Below are 14,472 nucleotides of genomic sequence, written 5' to 3'. Positions count from 1 at the left end.
TTTTACAACGAGTTAATTAGGTTTTGGCTATTGCAGGTGACGAGAAAAGATGGTATTGCGTACTTTACGCTTTGACTGCAAGGTGTTAAATTGATCACGTTTCCGACAATAAGTTTGTAAAAATAATTTTAAATAATCTTGTAATACCACGCGTTATCGGAAACAGGGGACTACTTTGGGCACTGGAACTGATATCAGGCGAAACTCTTGTATCTCTATATTGAAACACTGAAACAGCGACTGGATGCAATTAACCAACTTAGATTAGAACGCGCCACCAGCTTAATGGGTGATGCTTTCAAGCAAGTTTATAGTTTAATTCCAGTATTATTACATTATCATCATCCAATGATGCCGGGCTATATCAAAAGCAACGTTCCTCATGGTGTTTGCTTTTTTATGCCTGATGAAGCACAGCGGTTTTGGATTAATGATCTGGACAACCAGTTGGCTTGTGTCTTGCCAGAGGTATTGTCACATACGTCCAATGGTGAATTGCCGATTACGGGGATTTACTCTATGGGCAGTACCTCTTCTATCGGGCAAAGCTGCTCTTCTGATGTGGATGTTTGGGTCTGCCACCAATCTTGGTTGGACAGTGATGAGAAAGCCTTGCTGGAACAAAAATGTACCTTAATAGAACAGTGGGCAGCGTCACTGGGCATTGAGGTGACCTTTTTCCTGATTGATGAAAACCGTTTTCGGCATAATGCCTGTGGTAGTTTGAACGGTGAAGATTGTGGTTCTACCCAACATATCCTCCTGCTTGATGAATTTTATCGCACGGCGGTCTGCATGGCCGGCAAACGCTTGTTGTGGGCAATGGTCCCGGTGGAAGAAGAAGCGAATTATGATGAGTATGTCCTTTCTCTTTATGCCCAAGGGGTGTTGACGCCAAATGAATGGTTGGACTTGGGCGGTCTGGGCGAATTGTCGGCAGAAGAATATTTTGGGGCAAGTCTTTGGCAGCTTTATAAAAGCGTGGACTCACCTTATAAGGCAGTATTAAAGAGTCTGTTGTTGGAGGCTTATTCATGGGAATATCCCAATGGAAAACTTCTGGCAATGGAGATGAAGCAATATTTTCATGACGGCGCAATTGTCTCCTTTGGCCTTGATGCCTATAGCCTGATGCTGGAGCGTGTCACCCGCTACCTGACTGCCACGGACGATCTTACGCGCCTTGATTTGGCGCGTCGTTGTTTTTATCTGAAGGTGTGCGAGAAATTACCGGAAAGTCAGGGTGACAAAGGTTGTACAGGCTGGCGTCGTCAGGTGATCTCCCAGTTGGTACGCGAATGGGAGTGGGATGACAATAAACTGGCCATGTTGGATAACCGTAATGCCTGGAAAATTGGGCAGGTGCGTGATGCTCATAATGAATTGCTTGATACCATGATGCAGAGTTATCGCAACCTGATCCGTTTTGCCCGCCGCAATAATTTAAGTGTGAGTGCCAGCCCGCAGGATATTGGCGTATTGACCCGTAAATTGTATGCGGCTTTTGAAGCATTGCCCGGTAAAGTGACGTTGGTCAATCCGCAGATATCACCGGATCTGTCAGAACAGGATCTGACCTTTATTTATGTGCCGCCCGGGCGAGTCAACCGAAGTGGCTGGTATCTTTATAACCATGCCCCCACCATTGAATCGATCATTGGTCACCAACCGCTGGAATTCAATCGTTATCTGAATAAATTAGTTTCCTGGACCTATTTCAATGGCCTGTTGACCAAAGAAACCCAGCTCCATATTCATCATGGGAAGTCCCAGTGTGACAAGCAAAAACTCGGTGATTTGGTGAATGATATTGCCTCCCATTTCCCGATCCGCTTACCGGCACCCACACCAAAAGCACTCTACAGTCCGTGTGAAATTCGTCATTTGGCGATCATTGTCAATTTAGAGCAAGATCCAACGGCAGCCTTTTCCGAACAAATGGTTCGTTTTGATTTACGGAGCCTGAATGTTTTCAGTTTTGGTGAATTGCAGCAATGTCTGGTCGGCAGCATTGATTTGCTTTATCGCAATTCATGGAATGAAGTGAGAACCCTGCATTTCAGTGGTGAACAATCGGTACTGGAAGCATTAAAGACCATATTGGGCAAAATGCATCAAGATGCAGCGCCCCCAGCGGATGTTGATGTCTTCTGTTATAGCAAGCACTTACGTGGATTGATCTGCACCCGTATCCAGCAATTAGTGTCGGAGTGTATAGAGTTACGCCTGTCCAGCAATCGGCAAGATCCAAATCGCTTTAAGGCGTTACGGATTTCAGGGCAAACATGGGGATTATTCTTCGAACGCTTAAACGTTTCGGTGCAAAAACTGGAAAATGCCGTAGAGTTCTATGGGGCGATTTCCAATACTAAACTGCATGGCCTGCCCGTCAAAATTGATACCAAAGAAAAACACTTACCCCCGGTCATAGACGGTTTTGCCTGCGAGGGAATTATCCAGTTTTTTTTCGAAGATATCGACAATGATCAGGGATTCAATATTTATATCCTTGATGAATCAAATCGGGTGGAAATTTATTCCCATTGTGAAGGAAGCAAAGAAGAATTAGTGCGGGATATCAGCCGCTTTTATTCATCATCGCATGATCGTTTTACGTATGGCTCCAGTTTTGTCAATTTCAATTTGCCGCAGTTTTATCAAATCGTTAAGAAAGGTGAGCGCACCCATGTCACTCCGTTTATAGAAGGCGTGTATCCGGTGGGTGATATCGAAGCGAATGATGCAAAGCTGCATGTTGAGGTGCGTCTTGATAAGACATGCCGGGCGCATGATCCTTACCGTTCGTTGTATCACTATTGATATTTTGCTTTTTGATCTTTTTTATCAATGACACTAAACGCCTGTTTTATCAGGCGCTTTTGGGTGACATCATGGTTTTTACTGGATTGACGTGAAAAATATTCACGAAAATTGAAATGGCTCACCGCTTTGGGCCGTTATCGCGTGTGCCAGCATGGAGATAAAATCGTTACCACTGCGGTCACAAATCCACTGACTATCCTGATAATCAAAATGGTAACCGCCATTTTTGGTTGCCAGCCATATCTGATGAAAAGGTTCTTGGCGGTTAATAATGATTTTGCTGCCGTTTTCAAAACTCAGTGTCATCACACCGCCGTTGGTTTCATAGTCAATATCCGAATCTCCATCATAATTATCCAGTTGCTGTTCAAGATGAAGCATCAATTGATCTGCCAATTGATGAAATTCGCTATCGTTCATGTTTATTTCCTATTTGCTTTTCAGGGTCTAGCTGCGATTATAGAGAGTATTGGCGCATGAATCACAGGCATTAATATAATGAAAAAACAACTCCGTTGGTCACTGACTATCATAACATTACTTTCCCTGACTGGTTGTGGCTTGAAAGGGCCCCTTTATTTTCCCCCTGTGGAAACCTCAGCAACACAGGCATCTGTGCACAAAGCGGCGGAAGGAAAATTGTCAGAAAACAGTTTATTAAAAGACAATAGATCAATGGACGCTTAATGATAGTGATTCGGTAATGTGATTTCTCTTGGAGCCGTATATGCAGTTCTCCAAAATGCATGGTCTTGGCAATGACTTTATGGTCGTTGATGCAGTAACTCAAAATGTTTATTTTTCTCCAGAGTTAATTTGCCGTCTGGCTAACCGGAATACTGGGGTCGGTTTTGATCAACTTTTGATTGTTGAAGCACCCTATGATCCTGACTTAGACTTTCACTACCGCATTTTTAATGCTGATGGCAGTGAAGTTTCCCAGTGTGGCAATGGGGCGCGTTGCTTCGCCCGTTTTGTTCGCCTCAAGGGGCTGACCAATAAGCGAGATATCAAGGTCAGCACGCAAGCGGGCTACATGACATTGAGTATCACCAATGATGACCAAGTCTGTGTCAACATGGGAGAGCCGGATTTTGAACCGCAGCGTGTTCCTTTCCGCGCCAATAAGGCTGAGAAAACCTATATTATCCGTGCTATTGAGCGCACGGTGCTTTGTGGCGTTGTGTCGATGGGGAACCCTCACTGTGTCATACAGGTTGAGGACGCGAACACGGCGGAAGTGGCAATATTGGGGCCGGTGTTAGAAAGCCATGAGCGTTTTCCTGAACGGGCCAATATTGGTTTTATGCAGATCATCGATCGGAGCCATATTCGGTTGCGTGTCTTTGAGCGCGGTGCTGGTGAGACACGGGCATGTGGCAGTGGCGCATGTGCCGCCGTTGCCGTCGGTATCCAGCAAAATCTGCTGGATAATCAGGTTCGGGTTGATCTTCCGGGGGGAACACTGCAAATTCGCTGGGATGGGCCGGGCAAGCCACTCTTTATGACTGGCCCTGCAACCCACGTCTATGATGGCACGATTCATTTGTGATTGACTCATTTGTGATTAACATAGTGTTTGCTGAGTTACTCTTGAAATATGGGGCATTGGAAAATGGCTAAAAAAGACGATCCATTGCATCGCGAAAACCGGCTGGATGATCAATCGGTCATGGATTATTTGTTGAATAATCCGGATTTTTTTATCCGTAATGCCAATATGGTCGATAAGATAAGAGTTCCCCATCCGGTGCGGGAGAGTATCTCTTTGATGGAATGGCATATGAGCCGCCAGAGGAAACGTATCGGCTATTTGGAAGATGATCTGAATTATTTGGTCGAACAGGCGAAGCAGAATGAAATACTGTTTAGCAGCCTGCTGCAATTGCTGTCAAATCTCTCAGGTGCCAAGAGCTTGCAGGATTTTCTTTCCTGCCTGAGTTCATGGTCAAAAACGCTGGGATTGAGTAACAGTTATATTCGGTTGTTCAGTGATAAATGGCAGCTTGGCGCGCCACTGAATTCGCCGGAACTGGCGATTTCCCGTCACGCTTTTGAATCTGTCCGCATTAAGCGCTTTGGTGAAAAAAACCATTATCTTGGCCGGCTGTATGGCCCGGAGATTTTATTGTTGATGCCACAGGCACGCCATGTTGGTTCAGTGGCGATTTCCCTTTTAGGCGCACATGGGGATTTGGGCATGGTGATTTTCAACAGCCATGATAAACAGCACTACCACGAAGACATGGGCACTGACATTCTCGACCATTTGGCGAAGTTGCTGCCGGGTTTGTTGTCCCGTTGGATTGAACGCGCATGACTCAGCCGATTGACTTACTGCTAACGCCCGTGGATGACTTTTTACGCTATTTACAGGTTGAGCGCCGTTTAAGCCCTCTCACGATGGCAAACTATCGGCACCATTTGGCGGTTTTGGCGGAAATGTCACTGGCGATGGGGATCCGTGAATGGCAGGCGCTGGAGCCGGCTCAAGTCAGAATGTTTGCCTCCCGCAGCCGTCGGGCGGGTTTGCAATCCGCCAGCCTTGCCCTGCGCCTTTCTTCTCTGCGTAGCTTTCTTGACTGGATGGTGATGCAAGACAAATTGGCTGCCAATCCCGCTAAAACCGTCAGTGCTCCGCGAAAAAAACGCCACTTGCCGAAAAACATGGATGTGGATGAAGTTAACCAACTCCTTAATATTAATCTGAACGATCCCCTGTCAGTGCGTGACAGAACGATGCTGGAAGTCATGTACGGAGCGGGTTTGCGTTTGTCTGAGCTGGTGGGCCTTGATTGTCACCATTTGGATGTGGAAAGTGGGGAAGTTTGGGTACATGGCAAGGGCAGTAAAGAGCGTAAGGTGCCGTTCGGCCGTATGGCGCAGGAATGGCTCCGGCGTTGGCTGGAAATGCGCGAGCTGTTTGAGCCGGAAAGTGATGCGCTTTTCATTTCCAGCCAGAGCGGAAAACGCATCTCCGCCCGTAACGTGCAGAAACGATTTGAGCAATGGGGGATTCGACAAGGCGTCAGCAGCCATATCAACCCCCATAAATTGCGTCACTCTTTTGCCACCCATATTCTGGAGTCCAGCGGTGACCTGCGAGCCGTGCAGGAATTATTGGGTCATGCAAATTTATCAACGACCCAGATCTATACCCATCTGGATTTCCAGCATCTGGCCAAAGTTTATGACGTGGCTCACCCCAGAGCCAAACGAGGAAAATCATAATGCGTTTTTATCGGCCTCTCGCGCCGTTTGCTGCGATGACATTCGATCTGGATGATACGCTTTACGATAACCATCCTGTGATCGATAAAACCGAAAAAGAAGTGTTGTGTTTTATCAGGCAGTACGATGCCAAATTCGGGCACTTTGGGCATGAAGAGCTGCGTTTATACCGTCAGGCCGTGCTTGCACAGGAACCGAATATTTATCACGATGTGACATCATGGCGCCGCCAGTCCGCAGCACTGATGTTTACCCATCATGGCTTCAATCATGCAGACACACTACGTGGCACGGATGAAATTATGTCCTGCTTTATGTACTGGCGTAACCAAATCACCGTGCCTGAATCGACTCATCACACTTTGTCTGTCTTGGCGGAAAAAATGCCGCTGATGGCAATAACCAATGGGAATGCTGAACCGGCGGCATGTGGGCTGGCGCCTTATTTTGCCTTTGTATTGAAAGCGGGCGTGGATGGGCGTTCCAAGCCTTACCCTGATATGTACCGTCTGGCGGCGCAGCGGCTCAACCTCCCCATCCATCAGATCCTGCATGTGGGGGATAACCTGAATACCGATGTAGCAGGGGCACTTTGCAGTGGTATGCAGGCCTGTTGGATCAACATCGAAAATAAAAATTTGATGCAGGAACCGGAAGGACGACAGGTTCCACATGTTGAGATTTCTGATTTGGCTTCTTTGATAGCACTGATATAATTTCAAATTGAAATTTATACCCTATACACTTCAAATTGCCGCTCGCAACATGAAAGCTGCTGATTATTTGAAGTACGGCGAGTATCTATAAAAAAACAGCTTGGCTTGTTGATCCTACTGAACCTTGCAAACAACTGATGGTAATTATGGACGTTTCTTATCTGCTCGAAAGCCTCAATGATAAACAACGCGAAGCGGTCGCCGCGCCCCGCAATAATATGCTGGTGCTGGCGGGTGCCGGCAGTGGTAAAACGCGCGTGCTGGTGCACCGGATTGCTTGGTTACTGTCAGTTGAAAATGCCTCGCCATTTTCCATCATGGCGGTCACATTCACCAATAAAGCGGCTGCGGAGATGCGGCACCGAATTGAAAACCTGATTGGCACCAGTCAGGGCGGAATGTGGGTCGGGACATTCCATAGCCTTGCCCATCGCTTGCTGCGCGCTCATCACCTTGATGCAAATCTGCCGCAGGATTTTCAGATCCTGGATAGCGAAGATCAGCACCGTCTCATCAAACGCATCGTCAAAGCGATGAATCTGGATGATAAACAGTGGCCATCCCGTCAGGGAATGTGGTACATCAATGGCAAAAAAGATGAAGGCTTGCGTCCACAACATATTGAAAGTTATGGCAATCCGGTAGAAGCAACTTGGCTGAAAATCTATCAGGCTTATCAGGAAGCGTGCGACCGTGCCGGGCTGGTGGATTTTGCCGAATTATTGCTACGCGCCCATGAGCTTTGGCTGAACAAGCCACAGATCCTGCAACATTATCGTGAACGTTTCACTAATATTCTGGTGGATGAATTTCAGGATACTAACAGCATTCAATACGCTTGGATCCGCCTTCTGACTGGCGAGAGTGGCAAGGTCATGATTGTCGGTGACGATGACCAGTCCATTTATGGCTGGCGTGGCGCGCAGGTAGAAAACATCCAGCGTTTCCTCAAGGATTTTCCGGGCGCGGGGATGCTCCGTCTGGAGCAGAATTACCGTTCAACCAGCAATATCCTTAAAGCGGCCAATGCCCTGATTGCCCATAATAGCGATCGCCTCGGCAAGAACCTGTGGACAGAAGGGAGCGAGGGCGAGCCGATTTCACTTTATTGCGCCTTCAATGAACTGGATGAATCCCGTTATGTTGTCGGCCGCATCAAGCATTGGTTAGAGAGTGGCGGCGGACTGAAAGAGTGTGCGATCCTTTATCGGAGCAATGCCCAATCCCGCGTCTTGGAAGAAGCCTTGTTGCAGGCTTCTATGCCTTACCGTATTTATGGTGGCCAGCGTTTCTTCGAACGTCAGGAAATCAAAGATGCCTTGTCCTACTTGCGTTTGGTGGCAAACCGCCACGATGACACGGCGTTTGAGCGCGTGGTGAATACCCCAACCCGCGGCATTGGTGACAGAACGCTGGATGTTGTGCGCCAAGTGGCGCGTGATCAGCAAAAAACCTTGTGGGAAAGTAGCCTGCTATTGATACAGGAAAAAGTGCTGGCTGGTCGTGCGGCATCCGCGTTGCAGCGCTTCATTGAACTCATTGAAGCACTGGAAACCGAAACGCAGGAAATGTCACTGCATGTGCAGACCGATCGCATTATTCGTGATTCCGGCCTGTGGGCGATGTATCAACAGGAAAAAGGCGAAAAGGCGCAGGCCCGCATCGAAAACCTCGAAGAATTGGTGACGGCAACTCGCCAATTCAGCTATCAGGATGAAGATGAAAACCTGCTGCCATTGCAAGCGTTCCTTTCCCATGCCGCGCTTGAATCCGGCGAAGGTCAGGCGGATATCTATCAGGATGCGGTGCAGTTGATGACCCTGCATTCCGCGAAGGGTCTGGAATTTCCGCAAGTCTTTATTGTCGGCATGGAAGAGGGCATGTTTCCAAGCCAGATGTCCATTGACGAAGGCGGGCGTCTGGAGGAAGAGCGTCGCCTGGCCTACGTCGGGGTGACCAGGGCGATGGAAAAACTGACGCTGACTTATGCGGAAAGCCGTCGTTTATATGGCAAAGAAGTGTATCATCGTCCATCTCGTTTTATTGGCGAATTGCCGCCGGAATGTGTGACAGAAGTTCGCCTGAGGGCAACCGTATCCCGCCCGGTCAGTCACAAACGACTGGGAACCCCGATCAGCGCCAACGACAGTGGATATGCACTTGGACAGCGTGTACGCCATCCCAAATTTGGTGAAGGGACGATTGTCAATATCGAAGGCAGTGGTGAACATTGCCGCTTGCAAATCGCGTTTCAGGGTGAAGGCATTAAATGGCTGGTGGCCGCTTATGCCAGACTCGAAACGGGCCAATAATCCGGTCGAATATTGACAGGTTTTTTCTTCTAAGCGTAACATTCGCGCCTTACGATAAACGTAGGGAGTATAAGGAGACTTATGGTACATGCTGAACGCATTTAAATTAGAGAATAATCGCCTGCTCCGTCTTGAACTTGAAGAAGGTGATAAGTTATCTGACGCCATGTGGGTAGATTTGGTTGGTCTGGGGGATGACGATCGTCTCCGCGTCCAGAATGAGCTGGGGCAAGTCTTGGCGACCCGTACTGAATTGGATGACATCGAGGCATCGGCCCGTTTTTTTGAAGATGAAGATGGTATGCACGTCCACTCATTTTTCTACTTTGAAGATGCCGAAGACCATGCTGGCAACTCGACGGTCGCATTTACCATCCGTGACGGTCGTCTCTACACATTGCGAGAGCGTGAACTCCCCGCATTTCGATTATACCGGATGCGTGCCCGCAACCAGACGATGGTTGACGGGAATGCCTATGAACTGTTGATGGATTTGTTCGAAACCAAAATCGAGCAGTTGGCGGATGTTATTGAAAACATCTACAGCGTGCTGGAATCCCTGAGTCGGATCATTATGAATGGCAAACAGGGCGATGAGTTTGATTCTGCTCTGTCTAACCTTGCGGAGCAGGAAGACATTGGTTGGAAAGTTCGCTTGTGTCTGATGGATAGCCAGCGCGCCCTGAACTTTCTGGTGCGCCGTGCCCGCTTGCCGACCAATCAATTGGAACAGGCGCGTGAAATTTTGCGCGATATTGAATCCTTGCTGCCGCACAATGAATCGCTGTTCCAGAAAGTTAACTTTCTGATGCAGGCGGCGATGGGCTTTATCAATATCGAACAGAGCCGCATTATCAAGATCTTCTCCGTGGTTTCCGTGGTATTCCTGCCACCGACGCTGGTCGCGTCCAGCTATGGTATGAACTTCGAATTTATGCCGGAGTTACACTGGACATTCGGCTATCCTGCGGCCATTGGGTTGATGATCGCTGCGGGCTTGGCGCCTTATCTCTATTTCAAACGGAAAAACTGGCTGTAGTTATCTCACCCGCTATCGGTTAACTGACCCAAATTCCAGATAACGTTTTGGGTCAGTTCAGAAAGATGATCGTTTGACGGACAAGAAGGCATAAAACAATTCTGATTCATATTCATCCGGTGTCGATTGGTGACACGAGCATTGAGTCTATCCCAACACAAGGTAGGAGAATAAATCAGTTTTGGCAATGGAAAATATTCCCCCCACAAGTTGATTCCAATTAATTGGCTATACATCGGCAATGATCCCTTATGTACAAATTTTAATGTCATTTTTTTACCTTCAGTACAAGCCTCAGTATCTATGTGCAAAGTTTGTTCCTACAAAATAATAGGCACGGACAACAAACAGGTAATCACATTACTTGTGAAATAGGTACAATCTGAAATACGGTGTGGCCGCCATATCTGTAATCCATGTTACACACATAGTATTGAAGTTAAAGCTGAGCGGCTTTAGCCAGTGGTTTTATTCTTTCATTTGGAAGAATAAATGTCGTATCTATCACAATTAAGAAAGAATGGTTAGAAAATTTTAATAATTATCTATAAAGTATCATTTTCAACGCAAGATTCTTTACATCTCGGCATAGAGATACTTACAATATGGATTCAATGATAGGAGATATTCCATATATGAGTACTTCCAAAATACATCTAACAGATAGATAAGCCGCAGCAACCATATTTTTTCGGTTGTTGCGGCATCCTCAAGAACCAATCAATTCTATGAGCATGTCGCCAATTTCTTAATTCTAGGAGATGGATTCGTGTACTCAAAAGATTTTTCTTGGCGATATTCCCTTACCGCCACAATATTATTATTATCCCCATTCAGTTTGCTGCCATCACTGGCTATGGATATGTATCTTCCCGTAATGCCTTTCATCGCTGGTGCAATTGGTGCTGGTGCAGGATCAATCCAGCTAACGCTGACTATATACATGATTCTATTAGGAGTGGGCCAGCTTCTATTTGGCCCACTGTCAGATCGGTTTGGTCGCCGTCCTGTTTTGCTTAGTGGTGGAATTTCTTACACGGTCGCTTCATTTGGCCTTGCCATCACTTCATCATCAGAAATCTTTTTGGGTCTCCGAATTATTCAGGCTTGTGGCGCTTCAGCATGTCTTGTAGCCATGTTCGCGACTGTACGCGATATATATTCGGGTCGTAAAGAAATTAACGTCATCTATGGTTTTCTTGGTTCTATGCTTGCGATGGTTCCAGCAGTGGCTCCTTTGCTCGGAACGCTGGTTGACATTTGGCTGGGATGGCGTGCAATTTTTATTTTATTAGCATTTGCAATGGCAGTTACAGTTATTGTGATTTGGAAACTCTGCCCAGAAACTCGGCGGCAACGGACGACAGAATTACAATGGGAGCAACTGATTCTTCCTGTAAAAAGCTTGAATTTTTGGTTGTACACATTCTGCTACAGTGCGGGGCTGGGAAGCTTCTTTATCTTCTTTTCAACGGCTCCTTGGGTAATGATGAACCGACAAGGATTATCACAAATGACTTTCAGCTTGCTATTTGCAACTGTAGCTATCGCAATGATGATAACTGCACGAAATATAGGAAGTTTGATTACACGATGGGGAATCCTAAATACGTTACGGATGGGAATGTTTTGTTTAATTGTAGGAGCGCTGTTGTTGTCTGTTGGAGAAACGTTAGTACCTAAGTCTGTATTTGGCTTTGTCGTTCCAATGTGGCTTGTCGGTGTTGGGGTCGCCATGGCGATTTCAGTAGCACCTAATGGCGCACTACAAGGTTTTGATCATATGGCTGGAACTGTAACAGCATTCTATTCTTGTCTAGGGGGATTACTGTTGGGAATAGGAGGAACTCTCACCATTACACTTTTATCCAATACAACGACTTGGCCGATTATCGCATATTGCCTAGTTTTGGCAACAATAGTATTTTTCCTATCCTTCTTCATTAATAATAAACAACAGGAACAGTCGAATCAAAGTTATTAAGTAGATTACCCTATGGATACACGATACGGGTTATTGCTTTCTGAAAATTCGTGTCGTGTTTTCTTGGAAATACACTATGAATTTAATGATTATCGTCAGTAATTATCACTAAATAATTTACTTTTAACTTACGCCATATTATAGAATGATGTGATGGATTAGTCGCTCTTTCTTCACCGAATATTCTGTCACTTTTAAATCTTTATTCGGTTAATTCATTTTCAGGAGAACATTAAATGTTTTCTGATGGATCCAAAAAGATGGTGACAATGATGTTCTGGCTATAGATTTTCAAAATGATGGGGGTGTCAAAGAAATTCTGTCATATTTTTGTGGGCTTTTTATTCCCAAACGAAAAGATTCCAAAAGGAAGAACTGAGTTATGCTTATATTGCCCCCATTTACCATAATGAACGGTGGTAAATGAAAAAATTGTACAGAAAACACAGGATAAAAAGCACGTACAAAAGATAATATCCATCTTGTTGTTGTATAAATAAAAGCCAGTTACTCTGATAGCCAATAAGGTTTGTTGTGCCAAATCCTGAACGGGAAAATAGATGAAGGCTTGATATTTCCTTCGGGCTAAAGGCATTAGCAGTCAGGATAGTTTTTGTATCTTTCCTTCTCATAATACTAACAACTGTGTTAAAGGAGCATTTATGATCGTGCAAGCTTACGGAACCTACGCTAGTGACAAGCCCTTGGAAGCCATGAAAATTACACGCCGTACGGTAGGTCCTCACGATGTCCAAATCGACATCGCGTATTGTGGAATTTGCCATTCGGATCTACATGAGGTTCGGGATGAATGGGGTTTTGGTACCCACTTTCCATGCATTCCCGGTCACGAGATTGTTGGCCGCGTATCAGAAGTTGGTACGCACGTGCCCAACTTCAAGCCGAACGACTTAGTTGGAATTGGTAGTATCATCGATAGCTGCAAGCATTGTGAGGAATGTGAGGCAGGTTTTGAGAACTACTGCGATGATATGATCGGCACTCACAATTCCCCTATTCCAGACGAGCCGGGCTGGACTGTGGGGGGGTATTCCCAGAAGATAATCGTGCATGAACGCTACGTATTACGTATCCGCCATCCCGAAGAGCAACTCGCCGCCGTAGCGCCGTTGTTATGTGCTGGTATTACCGTTTATTCACCGTTGCGCCACTGGAAAGTTGGTCCAGGCAAAAAGGTAGGGATCGTCGGTATTGGTGGGCTGGGCCACATTGGCATCAAACTGGCCCATGCAATGGGTGCCCATGTGGTCGCCTTCACAACCTCCGAATCCAAGTATAAAGCCGCCAGAATGTTGGGTGCAGACGAAGTCGTGTTCTTATCTTCTCCTGAAGAGATGCTTGTCCATGTCAAAAGTTTCGACCTAATCGTTGACACCGTGGCGGCTCCACACGACCTGAACGCTCTTCTTATCCTGCTTAAGAAGAATGGCAACCTAACTCTGCTCGGTGTGCCTCCCTCGCCACATCCCCCTCTCGAAATGGCTAACTTACTCTCCAAGCATCGAGCGATCACAGGGTCAATGGTTGGTGGCATTCCTGAAACCCAAGAAATGCTGGATTTTTGTGCAAAATACAGAGTTGTGGCGGATATTGAGCTCATTCACGCCGACGAGATCAATGATGCCTATGAACGTATGCTCAAAGGAGACGTGCAGTATCGTTTCGTGATGGACAATGCTACGCTGGCTGTAGTATGACGCAACAATTCCGGTTATCCCTTGTCTCAAAAGCAGTTGAAAATTGACATTTATTTATATCGTTATCTGTATTTTGTGACAAATACTTCTGTCAAGATCAAGCATTTTCTTGAGGTGGCAAAAAGATACGACGAACTTGAATTATATTACCCAGTATGTTGTCACTGGCGTTTATTCTTTCATTAGTCATTAGTTCGAAACGAGATTCAACGAGTTCCTTGGCAGGAAAAATGACAACTGAATAGGAATAGGTAATTTTGACAGGTTTAGCGCCTTCTTTCACACAGTGTATCAAAATTTGTCAGTCAATGCGGGTGCAAATTTAAGCAACGAACCATATGCTTGGTTAACAGTAAACTGACGCTTCCGTTTCAGTGTCAGTGTATTTTTGGTACTCTCAGCTTCAGGAAAAACACATTGGCCACAACCATATGGTTTTCCTTAATATCAAAGTTACTCCCACTGAAATCACCAACATCCGTCAATGCATCACCAAAATAGAAAACATCAGGTAATTTTTTGGCAGACATCACCTTGGAATAATAATTACCTAAACACAGACCATTTTTGCTGACTTCCAGATTTGTATCGTAATCAAAGAATTGTTCACAGATTGGTTTGTCTGTCTCCCTCGGTAATCGTATTAACA

Annotated in this window: 14 protein-coding genes; 10 read left to right on the top strand and 4 right to left on the bottom strand. The window is 46.0% G+C overall.

What is annotated here, in order from left to right; genetic code table 11:
• Positions 1 to 207: 207 nt before the first annotated feature.
• Positions 208 to 2,820, top strand: a complete 2,613-nt coding sequence (locus PSI17_RS05935) for a class I adenylate cyclase (protein ID WP_273551090.1) — start codon at positions 208 to 210, stop codon at positions 2,818 to 2,820.
• Positions 2,821 to 2,922: 102 nt separating this feature from the next.
• On the opposite strand, the gene cyaY is transcribed toward PSI17_RS05935, so the two are convergent.
• Positions 2,923 to 3,243 carry an iron donor protein CyaY gene (gene cyaY / locus PSI17_RS05930; protein ID WP_273551089.1) on the bottom strand — a complete coding sequence of 107 codons (321 nt, stop codon included), beginning with the start codon at positions 3,241 to 3,243 and terminating at the stop codon, positions 2,923 to 2,925.
• 78 nt (positions 3,244 to 3,321) lie between these two features.
• On the opposite strand from cyaY, the gene lptM reads away from it, so the two are divergent.
• From lptM to corA, 7 genes are all read left to right on the top strand, one after another.
• Positions 3,322 to 3,510 (top strand): LPS translocon maturation chaperone LptM, encoded by a 189-nt coding sequence (gene lptM / locus PSI17_RS05925; protein ID WP_273551088.1) that lies wholly within the window; start codon positions 3,322 to 3,324, stop codon positions 3,508 to 3,510.
• A 40-nt stretch (positions 3,511 to 3,550) separates the two neighbouring features.
• Complete coding sequence (gene dapF, locus PSI17_RS05920; RefSeq protein ID WP_273551087.1) at positions 3,551 to 4,375, top strand: diaminopimelate epimerase; 825 nt, start codon at positions 3,551 to 3,553, stop codon at positions 4,373 to 4,375.
• Between the two features lie 63 nt (positions 4,376 to 4,438).
• Entirely contained in the window at positions 4,439 to 5,143 is a 705-nt protein-coding gene (locus PSI17_RS05915) for a DUF484 domain-containing protein (protein WP_273551086.1), read from the top strand.
• Entirely contained in the window at positions 5,140 to 6,054 is a 915-nt protein-coding gene (gene xerC / locus PSI17_RS05910) for a tyrosine recombinase XerC (RefSeq protein ID WP_273551085.1), read from the top strand. Before PSI17_RS05915 ends, xerC begins: the two co-directional genes overlap by 4 nt.
• On the top strand, positions 6,054 to 6,770 hold the full coding sequence (gene yigB / locus PSI17_RS05905) for a 5-amino-6-(5-phospho-D-ribitylamino)uracil phosphatase YigB (RefSeq protein WP_273551084.1): 717 nt from the start codon (positions 6,054 to 6,056) through the stop codon (positions 6,768 to 6,770). Before xerC ends, yigB begins: the two co-directional genes overlap by 1 nt.
• A 146-nt stretch (positions 6,771 to 6,916) precedes the next feature.
• Positions 6,917 to 9,082 (top strand): DNA helicase II, encoded by a 2,166-nt coding sequence (gene uvrD / locus PSI17_RS05900; protein ID WP_273551083.1) that lies wholly within the window; start codon positions 6,917 to 6,919, stop codon positions 9,080 to 9,082.
• A gap of 88 nt (positions 9,083 to 9,170) precedes the next feature.
• Positions 9,171 to 10,121, top strand: a complete 951-nt coding sequence (corA, locus tag PSI17_RS05895; protein ID WP_273551082.1) for a magnesium/cobalt transporter CorA — start codon at positions 9,171 to 9,173, stop codon at positions 10,119 to 10,121.
• 5 nt (positions 10,122 to 10,126) lie between these two features.
• Here corA and PSI17_RS05890 read toward each other — a convergent pair whose 3' ends face one another.
• Positions 10,127 to 10,393 (bottom strand): hypothetical protein, encoded by a 267-nt coding sequence (locus tag PSI17_RS05890; RefSeq protein WP_273551081.1) that lies wholly within the window; start codon positions 10,391 to 10,393, stop codon positions 10,127 to 10,129.
• A 497-nt stretch (positions 10,394 to 10,890) separates the two neighbouring features.
• On the opposite strand from PSI17_RS05890, the gene cml reads away from it, so the two are divergent.
• Positions 10,891 to 12,105: a CmlA/FloR family chloramphenicol efflux MFS transporter gene (gene cml / locus PSI17_RS05885; protein WP_443256007.1), complete on the top strand. Its 1,215-nt coding sequence runs from the start codon at positions 10,891 to 10,893 to the stop codon at positions 12,103 to 12,105.
• Between the two features lie 662 nt (positions 12,106 to 12,767).
• Positions 12,768 to 13,823, top strand: coding sequence for an NAD(P)-dependent alcohol dehydrogenase (locus PSI17_RS05880; RefSeq protein WP_273551080.1), 1,056 nt, complete (start codon positions 12,768 to 12,770; stop codon positions 13,821 to 13,823).
• A 97-nt stretch (positions 13,824 to 13,920) separates the two neighbouring features.
• Here PSI17_RS05880 and PSI17_RS05875 read toward each other — a convergent pair whose 3' ends face one another.
• Positions 13,921 to 14,106 (bottom strand): hypothetical protein, encoded by a 186-nt coding sequence (locus PSI17_RS05875; protein WP_273551079.1) that lies wholly within the window; start codon positions 14,104 to 14,106, stop codon positions 13,921 to 13,923.
• A gap of 94 nt (positions 14,107 to 14,200) precedes the next feature.
• Positions 14,201 to 14,472: TraC family protein (locus PSI17_RS05870; RefSeq protein WP_273551078.1), on the bottom strand; the 272-nt coding region annotated here is incomplete at its 5' end.

It is taken from the genome of Xenorhabdus sp. IM139775 (genome assembly GCF_028598745.1).
Taxonomy (GTDB): domain Bacteria; phylum Pseudomonadota; class Gammaproteobacteria; order Enterobacterales; family Enterobacteriaceae; genus Xenorhabdus.
The sequence above is the reverse complement of the archived record's forward strand: the minus strand, read 5'-3'. Positions and strand labels throughout refer to the sequence as shown.